We start from the raw sequence: 16,842 nt of genomic DNA on the forward strand, positions 1-16,842 counted from the left end.
GGTATGCAGAGAAAAGCCTGGACATATGCACCGCAGTTTATCGTCGCGATTCTCTTCGTGATGTTTTCGTGCGTAAGTTCTTTTGCGGGCGAATCCGAGAACATGCTCGGTGCCGATTCGGTGGTGCGCAACCAGCTGGTGAAAAAGCTTGGCAACGAAGACGACGTGCGCGCGCTCTGCTCTGGCCTCAAGAAGTGCCTTGACGTGGATTTCCGCGGGTGTTCCGCGGGCGATAAGCATCCCTGGCCGCACCTCAAGTACGACAACGAATACTGCGGTGTGTTCCGCGAGGTGGTGAAGCGCGGGTTCGAACCCAAGCCGGGTGTACCGATGGCCGAAGAAGTCTTTGCGAGGCTCGGCCGCAGGTACAGGGCCGTTTACGAGAACAAGGGAACGCTCATGCTGGGCGAGAACGTCATCAACTACCTGTTTGACAACATGCCCTTCACGGCCGACCTCATCAATGCGTATCTCGGGACGAACTACGAACTCGAATACACGAGCAAGAACCGCCGGTATTTCCGGGGGAGCAACGGCAGGAGCCTTTCGGGCGAGTTCTACTGGGCGCTGCAGGACAGTGCGGGACAAAAGCTCGGCATGCGCTACATGTTCTTCGGGTACGGACATGCGAAGGTCCTCAAGTGGTCGTTGCATGGAACCGCCATCGCATTCCTGGACATGGACGAAACTTCGGACAAGCACATTAATTACAAATTAACGGCAATCGTGTTTCCCGGCAATACCGTGCTGAATTCCATCATGCAGATGCAGGTTTTCAAGAACGTGGTGAACGACAAGATCGACCACATCGTGAGTGACATCAAGAAGTCATCGGGCCGCTATTTTGGCGGCGACAAGGAACCGATGCTCAATAACGCGAAATTGAAGTCTTTTGACAACGTGCAGTACGTAATCGATTTCGAAAACGTGGTGAACGGAGCCCCGTGGAGATTGGGTGATTTCGAAAAGTTGAAGAAGGAACGCGAGAAGCAGAGGCTCGAAAGCGTTCCCATAAAAGTTGACGATACAAGGATCCAGACAAAATGAGCGAAAACGTGAAAGAAGATCTCGAATCCCTCCTGGCCCGTGTCACCGAACGGCGCCGTGAACTTTTGACCGGCGTGGTGAACCGCCGCACGAGGCACTTTTGCATGGTGCTCGAAGACCTTTTCGACCCGCACAATATTTCGGCCGTCATCCGTACCGCCGAAGTGTTCGGCCTGCAGGACGTGCACATCATCGAAGAGGATAACGCCTACAGCGTGAACAAGTCCATCTTGAAGGGCAGCTACAAGTGGATGAGCCTGTACTTGTACAAGAAGCGCATGCTCTGCATGGAAAAGCTCCGCGCGAAGGGCTACAAGATTGCGGTTGCGAGCACGAACACCACGAATTCCGTGCTGGACCTCGACCTGAGCCAGCCCACCGCCTTCTACCTCGGTAGCGAATTCCACGGGAACCATCCGGATACGCTCGCCCATGCCGACTACGAATTCAAGCTGCCGCAGTACGGCATCACCGAATCGATGAACGTTTCGGTCGCGGGCGGCGTGCTCATGACCTACCTCGACGTTTATATGCAGAAGGAAGGCCGCGAAAAGTTCCTGTTGCCCCCGGCAGAAAGGGATGCCCTGCTGCGCGACTGGCTCGACCGCCACGTGAACGGCATCGAGAACAACAGCCCGATAGTGCGCGTGGAGGCCTAAGGACCCGAAAAATGGCGAACATGGGCCAAAAATCCCCTTTTCGTGTCGTCCCTCGCCCGTGTGTCGCGGGGAAAAAACTAATTTGAACCTAGAATGAAAAAGAATTCTGTCCTATACTTCTCTGTCGGCCTGGTCGTTCTCTTGGCTGTCGTGATACTCGTGTTCGGTATGTTCTTCCTGAACGAGAAGGACCCGCGCGAAACCTTCAATATTTTCTATCTGCGCTTTACCCAGGTGAGTACCCTGGTGCTCGACGACCCCGTGAAGGTCAATGGCGTCAAGATGGGTAAGGTAGAGGACATCAGCCTGGCCGGTCACCGCGTGGTGGTGCGTATCCGCCTGCGTACCGACGTGAAGATCCCGAAGGATTCCGAAATTCGCGTCCAGAACATCGGTATCATGGGTGAACGCCAGATTGGCATGATTTTAGGTGATGCCCAAAGCTACTGGGCACCGGGCGATACCATCAACGGTCAGTTTGATTCGGGTATTGCCGAAGCGCTCGGGCTTGCCGGCGAAGTTTGCGATAGCACGAAGGTTCTGCTTGAATCCGTGAAGGCGGCCTTGAACGGCACTATCGCGAGTCCGGATTTCCAGGAGCGTTTCCGCACCATCCTTACCAAGGCGGAATCTTTGGAAGACCGCCTGATGGTCATGGTCAACACGACCGATCCGCAGCTCAAGAAGAGCCTGAACAACTTGAACGAGGTGATGGGCAAGGTGGATGCGCTCGTGGATGGAGTCAAGCCGCCTATAGACGGCCTGTTTGCCAATGCCGACAAGGTCATCGGGAATGCCGACGGCCTGATGAACGAACTTGAGGGTGTTACCAAGCACCTGGATGAACTGATTGCCAAGGTGCAATCCCGTGACAATACGGTCGGTATACTTTTGTCCGACAGGAAGCTGCACGACGACCTGGTCAAGACGGTTCATTCGGCGGATAGCCTGTTCCGCGTGATTCTGCACGACGGGCTTGATGTCAATGTGGATTTCTTCTGAGGAAACGATGATAGAGAAGGTTCTCAAAGTCACGAATAAGCTTGGAATTCATGCAAGGCCCGCCGGGATGATTGTCGATATCACGGGCCCTGCGAAAAGCGACGTCACCATCGAGTTCGACGGCTCCAGGGCGAATGCCAAGAGCATCCTGAACGTCATGATGCTCGCTATTCCGGTCGGGTCCGATGTCCTGTTCGAAGTGGACGGCGAAGACGAACAGGAAGTGGTACAGAAACTGGAAACGCTCTTCCATGACAACTTCAACGAAGAACCCTGCTGATAATGGGGGAACCGCCGCGCCTTCCGGCAAGAAGTCCGAAAGGCGGGTCCTGGTAGGTATCCCTGCGTCGCCCGGCTATGTCATGGGGCGCGCGTTCCAGGTGGCAAGCCGCGAGATAACGGTTGTTGAAGAATCCATTCCCAAATCTAGGGTTGCCGCGGAAGAGGAAAAGTTCCGCAAGGCGATAACCCGCACCTCCAAGGAGATTTCGCAAATCAAGGAAATCTCCGAAACCCGCACCGGCGTGCACGACAGCTTGATCTTTGCGACGCACCTGATGATCCTGCAGGATCCGGGACTGGTGAACGGGACCCTGAACTTGATCCGCAAGGAACGCAAGAGCGCCCGTTGGGCGTTGCATGTGATTCTGGGCGGTTACATCGATAATTTTGAAAAGATTGATTCGCCCGCGATGCGCGACAAGGCGGCGGACCTGCGCGACCTGCACAACCGCCTCATGGCGGCGATGGAAGACACCGAACCTGCCTTGGAGGAAGTCTCCACCGAAGACGGCGCCGTGATCGTGGCGCACGAGGTTTTGCCGAGCTTCTTGATGGCGCTCAAGCCCGGACAGGCGCGTGCTCTCCTGATGGATACCGGCGGACGTACGAGCCACGTGGCGATTCTTGCCCGCTCCCTCCAGATTCCGGTCGTCTCCGGCCTGAGGAACGTGGCCGCGGTCGTGAAGACCAACGATACCCTTATCGTGGACGGCTCGGGTGGCCTTGTCATCGTGAATCCGAATGAGGACGACATCCGCAAGTTCCACGAGCGCCAGGAAGTATTCGAACGCCAGCGCCGTGAACTGTTCACCATGCGCCGGCTCGAACCGATGACCCGCGACGGCAAGTACATCACGCTGCACGCGAACGTCGAACTCCCGAACGAGGCCGCCAAGGTGATGGACTACGGGGCGACGGGCGTGGGCCTGTACCGTTCGGAATTCCTGTTCTTGCAGTATGCAGCCCCGACGGAAGAAGAACAGACGGAAGCCTACACGCAACTTCTCGACGCGCTCTCTCCGTGCCCGGTGACGATAAGGACGCTCGATGCGGGCGGCGACAAGCTCGTGTCCGGCATTACGGCGACGAGCGAGGCGAACCCGTTCATGGGATGGCGGTCCATCCGCGTGTGCCTCGACCGAGTGGATATTTTCTGCACGCAGCTGAAGGCGCTTCTCAAGGCGAACGTCAAGGGAAACTTGCGTATCTTGCTGCCGATGATTTCGGGTCTCGACGAACTCCGCAAGGCGAAGTCCTACATAAAGCGCTGCTCCGAGGAACTGAAGGCGGAAGGCTTCGAATGCGCTCCGGTGAAGGTGGGCGTGATGATCGAAGTGCCTGCCGCGGTCGTGCTCGTGGACATGCTCGCGAAGGAGGCTGACTTCTTCAGCATCGGTACGAACGACCTTATCCAGTTCACGCTCGCGGTCGACCGTACGAACGAACTCATTTCGGACATGTTCCAGCCGCACCATCCCGCGATATTGAAGATGATTTACCAGACGGTGAATGCGGCCCACAGGGAAGGCATCCCGGTGGCGGTCTGCGGCGAAATGGGTTCCGACCCTATCAGCGTTCTTCTGCTTGTGGGGCTCGGTGTCGATGAACTTTCCATGACGCCCTGGAGCGTTATGGCGACGAAGAAAATTATCCGTTCCATCAACTTCGAGGAAGTGCGCGAGAGCGCTCTCGCCGTATTGCAGATGGACGACGCCAACAGCGTGAACGGATACATGTACAGGAAGTACGCACAGACAATTACCGACCTCGGCATTTCGAGCTTTATCGGCCAGGTCGCGAACGAATCGGCGAAGTCCTGATTCTTGGAGGTGTGAATGTCGTTTTTTAAATCGGTGCTTTTCCGCCGTTTTGTTCCTGTTTTGGGATTGATTGTCGCATGCCATGCCTCTGGCGAGAATGGCGACAAGCCCGCGGACGGAACGCTTGGCGGGAACGCTTCGACCGACGGAAGCGCGCTGGCGGTTCCCGAGAACCCGTATGCTGGGCTGGAACAGATTGCGTCTGCCGATTTCCATAACCGCGTCGTGCGTGCGGACCGCGCGAAGAAGAGCATGGAAGATACGACCCTTGCGACGAACGTGCGCGATTACGCGAAGGCAGCTTACTTCTACTATACCGAAAATTGGGACAGCGCCTATGCGGCCTACGACGGCCTGCGCGCCCGCGACCCGAAGCTGGAATCCGAAGTCGTGCTCCGCATGGCGAGGTCCAGGTTCAACCAGGAAGATTTCTCCGGAATGCGTTCGGCGCTTGCGTTGGGCAAGAAGTTCGAGAAGAACGCCGTGTTTGCGAAAACTGCGGCTCGGCTCCGCGTGGAAGCCGCCCTTGCGGATTCGTCGCTGAAGGAATCATCGCGCGCCGACTCCCTGAAGGCTTTCTTGGACAAGTACCCCAAGGGCGACGATGCCGCGGTGCTCAAGTACCGCTATGCGATGTATTTAGAACAAAATAAGCAACAGAAGCAGGCGAAGCGTCTTTACATGCAGTTGCTTGCGACATCGACGCCGTACCGCGATTCTGCCTTTATCGCAGTCCGCAGGCTCCGCTCGGTGCAGGCGGCCCCGGAATCGCTTGCCGAGAAGGTCGCATACGCCAAGATGGCCTGCGCGAAGGACGAGGCGTCGAACTGCATGGGCCTTTTGGATTCCATCGCGATTATGGACCGCGATATGGTGCAGTCGCAGCCGGAAACCGCGGTGGCGCCTTCGACGGATTCCCTGCAGGCGCTGTTGCCGGCAAGTACGCTCGATATGAATACGCGAATCGTCTTGTGGGAAAAACGCGGCAATGCCTTGAAGGCCCTGAACCGCACCGACGAGGCGGCGAACCAGTTCAAGTTCCTCGTGGATTCCGTGGAGGCGCGCCCCGTGTGGATCCAGGCGGCACTCCGCCTGCTCCGTAGCGCTACCAAGAAGAACACGAAGGAAATCCGCCGGCTCGACGCGATGCTGCAGGATGCGAGCCAGTTCAGCAAGGAAAACGCGAACAACCTGTGGGTGAAGGGCTTCGAATACGAGCAGAAGGAAAATTACGACAGCGCGGTGGTGTGCTTCAAGAAGTTGGCCAATCCGCGTTTCAAGAACAACGTAAAGCGCCAGTGGGCGAAGTTCCGCATTGGCTTCATCTACTTCAAGCAGGAAAAATGGGCCGAGGCCGAGCAGGCGTTTATCGAAGCGACCAAGGAACCCTTCCTGTGGAGCGGCAGCGGCGCCCGCATGTTCCTGGGCGATACCTACATGAAGCTGGGGAAGGATTCGCTCGCTCGCGAGGCCTACCTCGACTGCATCCGCGATTTCCCGCTGGCCTACTATGCGCACAAGAGCCGCATGAAGCTGGTGGAATACAAACTCATGGAAGCTTCCGAGGTGCCGTATGCCCGCGGGATTGCGATGTCGCCCGAAGAGGCGCTCGCCTGGGTGCGCAACCTCCAGAAGAACGAGAAGGCCGACCCGACGTATACGCCGGAGCGTTACAACCGCATCAAGACGCTTTTCCAGTACGGGTTCAGCGACGAGGCTTTCGCCCTGTACGACGAGGCGCGCAAGAAGAATGCGAAGCGGCTGGATTTCTTGTACGAATACGGCAAGCTGTTCTACGACATGGGCGAGATTGCCGCGGGTTACAGGCTCGCACGCCAGTTCCAGGCCCAGATAGACCGCCGCAAATTGATGGCGCCTCCCATCGACGTGCTGCATTATCTGTTCCCGGTGCCGTACACGGACCAGGTGAAGTTCCATTCCGGATCGCGCATCGACCCGTTCTTCGTGTACAGCGTGATGCGTCAGGAATCCATATTCGATTACCAGATTACATCGCCTGCGGGCGCGTGCGGGCTGTTGCAGATTATGCCTGCGACCGGCAAGATGCTCGCGAAGCAGGAAAGCCTGGAAACCTTCGACCCTTCGCAACTGTATAACCCGTACATGAATATCAGGCTCGGCATCCGCTACCTCGTGGACCTGAAGGCGCAATACAGTGACGATTACATGTATGTGCTCGGGAACTACAACGCGGGCCCGAAACCCACCAAGCGCTGGCAGGCCGCGGGCGAAGGCAAGCCCTGGGATATCCGCGCCGAGGAAATCAGCTACTGGGAAACCCGCGACTACGTGAAGCGCGTCATGGGGAACTACTGGATTTATCAAGAAATTTATGACGGGATTTAGGTAATGCTTTTCCTTCTTCTAACAATCGGCCCTGCGTTCCTTTTTGCATGCGGAAACATCCTTGAGAAGTCGGGGGTTTCCACTGTCGGCAAGCTTACCGGCGGCACGTCCAGGCCCTGGGAATTTTTCAAGGGTGTCATATCGAATAAGTTCTGGTGGCTGGGAATCGGCTGCTCCGTCCTTGCTACGGTCGGCTACTACATCGCGATGGCGCGATACGACCTTTCGCAGGTGCAGCCCATGATGGTCTTGAACCCGGTGCTCACCGCCCTGATGGGGTTCTGCATTTTGAAGGAGGCGCTGACGAAGCGCATCGTGGTGGCCATCTGCTTCGTGGTGGCGGGTCTCCTGTATTCCGTTGAGAACCTGGGTGAATCTACCGGGATGCAGAATGTAGCCCTCCTGTGGTCTTTCGCGGGCGCCCTTTCCTTTGTGGCGCTCCTTGCCCAGTTCCTGTGCAAGAACCGCGAAATGACGGACTCGCTCATTATGGGGATTGGGTTCGGGCTTTCTGCCGCGTTCTACAAGAGCGTGACGATGGACTTTGACCTCGATAACGTGGACATGTCCTCTATTTTGGGGCTGCTGCTTGACCCGCGCGTGTGGGGCTACGTGTTCACCTACGGTATAGCCTTCCTCTATTCGCAGATTTCCTTCTCGCGTGGCCGCGCCCTTTTCATCGTGCCGTTCAGTGCCGCGGTCGGTGCCGCGGTGCCCATTCTTGCCGGTGCGGTCGTTTTTTCCGAAGCCTTCCCGATAGGAAAGATTATTTCGGTGCTCTTGGTTTTGATGGGGGCGGCCCTTTTTGTGGTCCGCAGGCCCAGACGCAAGAAGTAGAACAACTTGGATTAGGGGCGGTGTGTCGTAAAATTCCGCTCCGGCCTTTTTTATATATATTAAAAACGGATGATTAAGGCCGTTTTGAGGAAGGGCTTGTATGGGGCTCTATTCTTTTTTATTCCGACGATGTCATTGTCGGGGTGTTCCGGTGATACCTCAAATTCGTCGGATGTGGAGCTATCGGAAAGCAGTTCTTCTGTGGGTGCGGCGGATTTACTTCCCGATGTCGGCATTTCTGTGAAGTTTACCGAGGTCGATCCTGTCAATATATCGTATAAGGACCATGAAGGCGATGATGACGGCTGGGTGGAACTGGCCAACAATTCTGCTGATACGGTCGACTTGTCCGGAATGTTCTTGACGGATTCGAAAGAGAATCCGGAAAAATGGAAACTCGGGAACGTGGTTGTTCCGCCTTACTCGTTCCTGGTGATTTTCATGTCGGGAAAGAACTATCCCGATTACGTGATGCCGCACGATTCAGTGGATATGATTGGTCATGGATGCTGGACTTGGACCGATGCGCAGAGCGACCCGCCGGGTTATAGCTACGCGGACCCGCTGGAAGGCCAGAGAAAAAATTGTTTTGGAGAAGGTGGCAAGACCCGATTTGGGGCGGTCATGAAGCTGGGTGATAACGAGGAACTGGGGTGGTCGTCCATCGCGGTGTTCGTGGGTACGGGAAGTTCCAATCCGGAAGACGTTCTCGATATTTCGAAGACGAACGAGATTTTGATTCAGGCCTACATCACGCAGGATAGGAAGGTTTCTTTCCGGTTGACGCAGCCGGATGTGGATGACTGGAAAGGGTACGAAATCATATTGACGGGAACGGGGGATTCTTCGACAGTCTACCGCACGGCAGTCCCGACGGGGTCGACGTTCCCCGATCTTGCGAACATTTACGGTACCCGTATGAGTCCGGAGGCGAACGAGACACAGGAAGTTACGGTAAAAGTTTTTAGCTATATCGCGCGTAACAGTGGACATGAACCGCATGCGAACTTTAAGCTGAACAAATCAGGCGGCTCGCTTTACCTGATGAATGCCGAGCACGTGATTGTGGATTCCATCGCCTACCCGCATGTACCTGTGGGCATGACATGGAGCATGGGCGGCTTGAACGGGGGATTGGGTTTTGGCTATGCGGAACCGTCTCCATATGGATTGCCGTTTGCCGACGTGAACGAGAATCGCTCTCCCGCCCTGGACACTCTGGCGGATTTGCCGCCTTCTGGATTCTTCAAGGAGCCTTTTGAAATCCATTTCCCCGATAATGGCGATGTGCATTGTGGAAAGGGAGGCCTTGCTCCGATAGCCGATAGCCCTGTAGTGACAACGTTGTCTATAGACTCGACGACGACCCTACGTTGTGCTGCTTTTACGCCTGGAGCGCTCCCTGGCGATGAGGTTTTCCGCACCTATGTTTTGGACGATTCCCGTGCGGTGCCGGTTGTTTTCGTGACTGCCGACCCGAATTCGCTCTTTGACCCTGATACGGGCATCTATATGGAGGGCAATTTTGCACAGGAAAAGGAACCGCATTATGGTGCAAATTACTGGCTGGACAAGGAAATCCCCGTTGCCGTAGAACTCCTTGAGCCGGGTACGAATGAACCCGCCTTTGCAAAACGAGCCGGACTCAAGATATTCGGCAATTACAGCCGCCAGAACAATAAAAAGTCTGTGGCGATTACCTTCCGCGAGAAGTACGGCGACAGCCGCTTGAAATACCAGCTGTTCCCCGAGTTCCCAGAACTCAACAAGTTCAAGGTGTTCCTGTTGCGCAACAACGGGAGCAACTTCCCCAACGATTACATCCGTGACCGGCTGGCGAGTTCTGTGAGCGAAGGGCTCGGAGTCGATTACCAGCGCGGGCGATTTGCCGTCGTGTACTACAACGGTGAGTATTTCGGTATCCATAGCATTCGTGAACGTTCGACCGAATACTATTTCGAAACGCATTACGGGATAGACCCCAATGCGGTCGACTTGATCAAGGCGGACAATGCCGTTTCGGCGGGCTCTGCGGTTGATTACGTGGCGCTCATGGACTGGCTCGAAACGCACCACCTCGATGACGAGGATAACTACGCCTACATGGCATCGCAAATAGACGTAGACAACTACATGAACTACATGCATACCGAAATATATGCGAACAACCGCGATTGGCCTGCGAACAACATGAAAAAGTGGCGCGGGACGAATCCGAAGACGAAGTGGAAGTGGTTCCTGTACGACCTGGATTTTGGCATGGGGAACGATTACAGCGAATATACGAACAACATATTCGAATTTGCCACCGCCGAGGATGGGGAAGGTTGGCCGAATGGCCCAGAACACACGCTGTTGTTGCGTCGCATGCTTGAAAATGAGGGCTTCAGGGCGGCATTCGTGAACCGCATGGCGGTGTTGCTGCAGATGAACTTCTCGAGTTCACGGGTCTTGAACCGTATCGAGAAGATGATGTCCGAAATCGAATCGGAAGTCCCGCAGGACCAGAAGCGCTGGGGCCAGAGCAAGACCCGCATGGCGGAACAACTGGAAATGATCAAGGACTTCGCGAAGGAACGCCCGGGTGTTGTGCTGGCGGAACTGATGGAGTATTTCGAACTCGGCGAGATTGCGGAAGTGACGCTTTCTGCGACTGGGCCGGGAACGGTTGCCGTTCACGGGTTAAAGCTGGATGTGCCGACCTTGAAGGTGCCTTTCTTTAAGGGGCATGCCGTGACGGTTTCTGCGGAACCGACTGCGGGCGGTGTGTTCGACAGCTGGAGCGATGGTTCCAAGGATATTTCTCGGACAATCGACCCCGAATCGGTCGCTTCGCTTACTGCAATTTTTAAGTAACCTTGCTCACATTTTCTGGGGGAGTTCGGAATGGCTAAAATGTGCCCAAAAATGCCAAAAACGGGCGAAAAAAGGCCGTTTTCTTTTTTACAACGACCTTTCCGTTAAGGGTGTGCCTGCGAGGGGATTTATTGCTATTTTTTACACATTATGAACTTCAATACCAAGATTCTTTGTATTGGCGCGGGCTACGTCGGTGGCCCCACTATGACTGTTATTGCCGACAAGTGTCCCGATGTGAAAGTGACCGTAGTCGATATTAACCAGGCCCGTATCGATGCCTGGAACAGCGACAACCTTCCGATTTTTGAACCTGGCCTCGACGACGTGGTGAAGCGTGCCCGTGGTCGTAATCTGTTTTTTAGCACGGATATCCCCGCCGCTATCAAGGAAGCCGATATCATCTTCGTTTCGGTGAATACCCCGACCAAGACGTTCGGCCACGGTGCCGGCAAGGCTTCCGACTTGCAGTACTGGGAAAAGACGGCTCGCAACATTTTGGAAATTGCGGACGAAGGCAAGATTATCGTCGAAAAGTCGACGCTCCCTGTGCGTACCGCCGCCGCGATGGAACGCATCCTGAATTCCAATGACAAGGGCCTGCACTTCGAAGTGCTTTCGAACCCGGAGTTCCTCGCCGAAGGTACCGCCATCAACGATTTGTTCGAACCGGACCGCGTGCTCATCGGATCCCACCAGACGGAATCGGGCCTCGCCGCCTGCCAGAAGCTGGTCGACGTCTATGCCCACTGGGTGCCGCGTGACCGCATCCTCACGACGAACCTCTGGAGTTCCGAGCTCACGAAGCTCACCGCGAATGCCTTCCTCGCACAGCGCATCAGCTCCATCAACTCCATCAGCGCCCTCTGCGAAAAGACCGGCGCCGACGTGGACGAAGTCGCCTACGTGATGGGCAAGGACCGCCGCATCGGCCCGAAGTTCCTCAAGGCATCCATCGGTTTCGGTGGTTCCTGCTTCAAGAAAGACATTTTGAACCTCGTGTACCTGTGCGGCTACTATGGACTGCCCGAAGTCGCCGCCTACTGGGAAAGCGTCGTGAAGATCAACGAGTGGCAGACCCACCGCGTGGTGGACCGCATGCTCGAAACGATGTTCAATACCATTGCCGGCAAGAAGATTGCCGTGTTCGGTTTCGCCTTCAAGGCGAACACCGGCGATACCCGCGAAAGCCCCGCGAACCTCGTGGTCCGTGACTTGCTCGCTGAACATGCGCAGCCGGTCGTGACCGACCCGAAGGCCATCCCCGATGCGAAGCGCGACTTGAAAGATGTTATCGACCAGGTGCAGTTCGAAGAAGACCCGTACAAGGCCGCCGAAGGCGCACACGCCGTGGTCGTCTGCACTGAATGGAAATGTTTTGCTGAACTCGACTGGAACCGCATTTACAAGGGCATGGCCAAGCCGGCCTTCGTATTTGATGGACGCAATATCCTGGATGCCGACGCTCTCCGCAAGATCGGCTTCGAGGTCTCGTCCATAGGTAAGGGTAAGGCAGAGTAATTACGGAATAGGTTCTTATTATGGCTTCTATCAGCGTGTTCGGTTTAGGTTATGTGGGATGTGTAGGCATCGCGTGTCTCGCAAAGCTCGGTCATCGGGTTATTGGCTGCGATGTGGATTTTAACAAGGTTTCCCGTGTTGCCATGGGACTTCCTACTATAGTCGAACGCGATATCGACGAAGTCATGCAGGAAGGTTTCAAGGCCGGCTTGATTTCGGCGACGTCTTCTGCCGAAGAGGCCGTGCTCAAGTCTGAAATTTCGTTCCTGTGCGTCGGCACGCCGAATGCTCCGGATGGACGCCTGGATACCTCGTTCCTCATGTCGGCGGTGAAGTCCATTGCCGGCGCTATCCGCTCGAAGTCCACGTTCCACATCGTGGTTATCCGCAGTACGGTTCCTCCCGGAACGAATGCCGCGGTGAGCGAACTGATTGAGAAGGTTTCCGGCAAGCGCGAAGGCATCAACTTCACGGTGGTCTCGAACCCGGAATTCTTGCGCGAAGGCATGGCGGTCTCCGACTTCTTGAACCCGCCGATTACGGTTATCGGAAGCAGGAACCGCAGGGCTCTCAACAAGCTCAAGGAAATGTATTTGGGACTCGGGAGCGATGTCGTGGAAGTCGACCCGAAGGTCGCCGAAATCATCAAGTTTGTCAACAACTCCTACCATGCGCTCAAGGTCGCCTTCGGTAACGAAATCGGTGCCATCTGCAAGAAGCTCGATATCGACAGCCACCAGGTGATGGACCTGTTCTGCAGGGATACGCAGTTGAACATTTCCCCGTATTACTTCAAGCCCGGGTTCGCCTATGGCGGTTCGTGCCTCCCGAAGGATTTGCGCGGGCTCAACTTCCTCGCCGAATCGAACCAGGTGGAAACTCCGATTCTCGGCTCCATCGAGAACAGTAACAACCTTCACATTCATCGCGTGCTCGAACGCGTGCAGCAGATTGGCGTGCGTTCCGTGGGCATTGTCGGCCTGACCTTCAAGGCGGGTACGGATGACCTCCGCAACTCCGCGGCCATCCGCCTTGCGGAAGCGGTACTCGGCAAGGGCTGCACGCTGCGCATTTACGACCGCTACCTGAATATCGCGCGCGAGAAGGAAACGAACTTGAACGAACTCAACAAGCGCATTCCGCACCTGCTCCCGCTGTTGGACAAGGATGTGGAAAGCGTCGTGAGCAAGACTTCGCTTGTCATTGTGACGGTCAAGAATCCTGAAATACCCGACCTGATTCGCAAGTATCCGGAAATCCACTTCCTGGACCTTGTGCGCCTGAAGGATCCCACTGTGGAAACTCTGCCGAACTATGAAGGATTCTGCTGGTAATAACGTTATGGAACTCGCTGGTAAAAAAGTCTGCATTGTAGTTGAGAATCTTCCTGTACCTTTTGACCGCCGTGTGTGGCAGGAATCGCTTGCCTTGAAGGAAGCGGGAGCCGAAGTTACAGTCATTTGTCCGAAAACAAATAACTATCCGCTGGAATACGAGGAACTGGACGGCATCAAGATTTACCGCCATCCGCTTCCCGAGGCGAACCGTTCTATCGAGTACATCAAGGAATACCTCGGCGCGCTCTATCACGAGACGCGGCTTTTGCTCAAGGTGTTCCGCAAGCAGGGCGTACAGGATGTAATCCATGCCTGCAATCCGCCTGACTTGATTTTCATTGCGGCTGCGCCGTTCTACTTCTTTACCCGCTGTAAGTTCCTGTTCGACCACCACGATATCAATCCCGAACTCTGGATTGCGAAATTCGGCAAGAAGGGACTCGGCTACCGTGCGATGCTTCTGGTGGAACGCCTCACGTACCATTTCGCGAAGCATGCGATTGTGACGAACGAGTCGTACAAGGAAATCGCCATGCGTCGCGGGCGGAAGTGCGAAGAAGACGTGACCATCGTGCGCAGCGGCCCGAATATCTCGAAGCTCAAGGTGGGCCCCGCGAAGCCCGAAGTCAAGAAGGGCGCCAAGCATCTTGTCGGTTACATCGGCGTGATGGGCAAGCAGGAAGGCATCGACCTCCTGTTGCAATCGGTGGATTACCTTGTTCACAAAAAGAACCGTACCGATATCCGTTTCTGCATTATGGGCGGTGGCCCCGCTCTCGATGAATTGCGCCAGATGAACGAAAAGATGGGCCTTACGGACTATGTGGAATTCCCGGGCCGCGTCTCGGACGAATACTTGGCCGATGTGCTCAATACCGCGGACGTGTGCGTGAATCCGGATTTGCCTTCCGAGATGAACGACAAGTCTACCATGAACAAGATCATGGAATACATGGCGTTCGGGAAGCCGATTGTGCAGTTTACGCTCAAGGAAGGACAGTTCTCTGCGCAGGAATCTTCGCTTTATGCGAAGAATACCGACACGGATGACTTTGCCGAAAAGATCCTCTGGTTGATTGAAAATCCGGAGAAGGCGACGGAAATGGGACGTTTCGGCCGCGAACGTGTGGTGAATGAACTTTGCTGGGATTTTGAAAAGCCCAAACTGATTGGTGCGTACAAGAAATTGTTGAAGCTGTAAGCGAAAATGTTTATGAAGACAAAAAAGAAAAAATTATTTTTCTTTTCTGTTTTTGTTTTCGCTTCGTTCTTTGCTGTTGCGTGTTCCAATAGTGAACTTGTTCCGGTGGAGGGAGAGTCTCTTGTCTCCGCGGAAAATTATTTTTGGGGTTCCTTTAACCCTGCTTATTCTACCGATAGCGTAGGTATTCCTGTTTGGGGCCTAAAGACGTCCGCCGAATGCGCCGGAATGCTCCCGCCTTCGGGCTTTTACAATGCATTGACCATTCCTGTGCCGAGCGCTCAATACGGAGATACGGTCAGGTGCACTTTCGACGGTTCCGAACCTACGCCAAGAACTCCGGGGTTTCTTCTCCCTTATGTTGTCGAAAAGAATACGGCTGTACGTTGCGCTGAATTTGTAGATGATGAAATCATGTGCAAGTCCGAAGGGACGTTCTTTATGCATGAAACGGTCCGCATGCCGGTTGTCGCCATAAGTGTCAATCCCGTCAGCATGTTTGACTCCGTAATAGGTTATTATAGCAAGGGTGTAGATTCCTGTACGGACCAGTGCAAGAATGCTAATTTCTGGCAGGACAGGGAACTTCCGGTACATGTGGAGTTTTTTGAAAACGGCAGTTCGTCGGAGACCTCAAGCTGGCATATCGATGCGGGACTTTCCATTATGGGCAATGCTAGCCGCAACAATAAAAAAAGGTCCCTGGCCATCAAAATGAAGGAACGGTATCAGGATGGCCGCCTGAAATATCCGCTTTTTAAGACTAGGCCTGAAAACAACAAGTTCAAGGGATTCAACCTGCGTAACGGAGGGAACCGTTATGGTTACGACTATATCGAAGATGCCGCACTTTCGAGCCTTCTAGAAGGAAGCGGGGTAGATTACCAGCGTAGTCGTCAGGTGGTTGTCTTTTTTAACGGGGAGTATTTCGGAATCTATGATTTGCGGGAACGCCTAAACGAACACTTTGTCGAAACCAATTACAAGATTGATTCCAAAATAGTAGACATGGTGAAACAATGGAGGGAAACGGTAACGGCAAACGGAGGCTCCAAGGATGCTTATTTGGACCTGCTGGATTTCGTCCATAAGAACAACTTTGCAAAAAAGGACGCATACTTGAAGGTTTCGACCATGATGGATGTCGGAAATTATGCGGATTACATGGCCGCAGAAATCTATTTCCATAATGGTGATTGGCCCAACAACAATGTTTGCGCCTGGGCGACGCCGCATCACCCTTTTAAGTTCGTCCTTTTTGATTTGGACCACGGCTTCGGTTATGACCGCCCTGCCTCGGGGTTTGATGCGAATAACCACAATATGTTTAGTTGGATTAAACGTGGTGGGGCACCCCGTTGCAACGGAAAGCGCTGTTTTGCCGAAATTTACAACAAACTGGTAAAGAACCCCGATTTCAAACGCCTTTTTATCAACCATTCTTCCGTTATGCTGGATTATTACCTGACTTACGACAGGCTGGTGAAAGCTGTGGACGATATGGTATCGTCTATTCCGGAGTCCGAAATAAAACGTGATATGCGTAAATATCCCAGGAATGGACATGAGTTCGACAAGACGGGAGCTTCGCTGAAATCCTTTGCGCAGGGTAGGAGCGAAAAAGTTCGCGAGGAGTATCGCGAGGAATTCAAATTGGGCAAGGACATTTCAGTGACGATTGCCGCGCAGGGAAACGGGGACGTCCTTTTGGATGGAATGAAACTGCCGGAAAAGGTTTATACGGGCCGGTTCTTCGAAGGGAACGACATGCTCCTTTCCGCAGCTCCTAAAGGAGGGAGCGTCTTTGTCGAATGGACGGATGGGAGCAAGGAAAATCCCCGCCTGGTGTCGCCTAAGGGCGGCGCAAAATATGAGGCGGTATTCCGGTAATCCGGTCTTTGCCGCCGTTACTC

General features: G+C 54.5%; 12 protein-coding genes. All 12 read left to right on the plus strand.

Annotated features, from left to right (window positions below; all coding sequences use genetic code 11):
- Positions 1-3: 3 nt before the first annotated feature.
- The 12 genes from IK012_RS05350 (at position 4) to IK012_RS05405 (ending at position 16,819) form a co-directional block, all read left to right on the plus strand.
- A complete protein-coding gene (locus IK012_RS05350; RefSeq protein WP_290951556.1) occupies positions 4-1,047 on the plus strand; it encodes a hypothetical protein in 1,044 nt (347 codons plus the stop codon).
- 8 nt (positions 1,048-1,055) lie between these two features.
- Positions 1,056-1,706 carry an RNA methyltransferase gene (locus IK012_RS05355; RefSeq protein ID WP_290951559.1) on the plus strand — a complete coding sequence of 217 codons (651 nt, stop codon included), beginning with the start codon at positions 1,056-1,058 and terminating at the stop codon, positions 1,704-1,706.
- Positions 1,707-1,799: 93 nt separating this feature from the next.
- Positions 1,800-2,708, plus strand: coding sequence for an MlaD family protein (locus tag IK012_RS05360; RefSeq protein ID WP_173378995.1), 909 nt, complete (start codon positions 1,800-1,802; stop codon positions 2,706-2,708).
- 7 nt (positions 2,709-2,715) lie between these two features.
- Positions 2,716-2,988, plus strand: coding sequence for an HPr family phosphocarrier protein (locus tag IK012_RS05365; protein WP_290951564.1), 273 nt, complete (start codon positions 2,716-2,718; stop codon positions 2,986-2,988).
- A complete protein-coding gene (ptsP, locus tag IK012_RS05370; protein WP_290951567.1) occupies positions 2,960-4,810 on the plus strand; it encodes a phosphoenolpyruvate--protein phosphotransferase in 1,851 nt (616 codons plus the stop codon). Before IK012_RS05365 ends, ptsP begins: the two co-directional genes overlap by 29 nt.
- A 15-nt stretch (positions 4,811-4,825) precedes the next feature.
- On the plus strand, positions 4,826-7,177 hold the full coding sequence (locus IK012_RS05375) for a lytic transglycosylase domain-containing protein (RefSeq protein ID WP_290951569.1): 2,352 nt from the start codon (positions 4,826-4,828) through the stop codon (positions 7,175-7,177).
- A 3-nt stretch (positions 7,178-7,180) separates the two neighbouring features.
- Positions 7,181-8,014 (plus strand): EamA family transporter, encoded by an 834-nt coding sequence (locus IK012_RS05380; protein WP_290951571.1) that lies wholly within the window; start codon positions 7,181-7,183, stop codon positions 8,012-8,014.
- A 174-nt stretch (positions 8,015-8,188) separates the two neighbouring features.
- Positions 8,189-10,870, plus strand: a complete 2,682-nt coding sequence (locus tag IK012_RS05385) for a CotH kinase family protein (RefSeq protein ID WP_290951573.1) — start codon at positions 8,189-8,191, stop codon at positions 10,868-10,870.
- 150 nt (positions 10,871-11,020) lie between these two features.
- Entirely contained in the window at positions 11,021-12,391 is a 1,371-nt protein-coding gene (locus IK012_RS05390) for a nucleotide sugar dehydrogenase (protein WP_290951577.1), read from the plus strand.
- 20 nt (positions 12,392-12,411) lie between these two features.
- Positions 12,412-13,725 carry a nucleotide sugar dehydrogenase gene (locus IK012_RS05395; protein WP_290951580.1) on the plus strand — a complete coding sequence of 438 codons (1,314 nt, stop codon included), beginning with the start codon at positions 12,412-12,414 and terminating at the stop codon, positions 13,723-13,725.
- Positions 13,706-14,929, plus strand: a complete 1,224-nt coding sequence (locus tag IK012_RS05400) for a glycosyltransferase family 4 protein (protein WP_290951583.1) — start codon at positions 13,706-13,708, stop codon at positions 14,927-14,929. Before IK012_RS05395 ends, IK012_RS05400 begins: the two co-directional genes overlap by 20 nt.
- A 228-nt stretch (positions 14,930-15,157) precedes the next feature.
- Complete coding sequence (locus IK012_RS05405) at positions 15,158-16,819, plus strand: CotH kinase family protein (protein ID WP_290951586.1); 1,662 nt, start codon at positions 15,158-15,160, stop codon at positions 16,817-16,819.
- The last annotated feature ends 23 nt before the right edge of the window (positions 16,820-16,842 follow it).

The organism is Fibrobacter sp., assembly GCF_017551775.1.
GTDB lineage: Bacteria > Fibrobacterota > Fibrobacteria > Fibrobacterales > Fibrobacteraceae > Fibrobacter.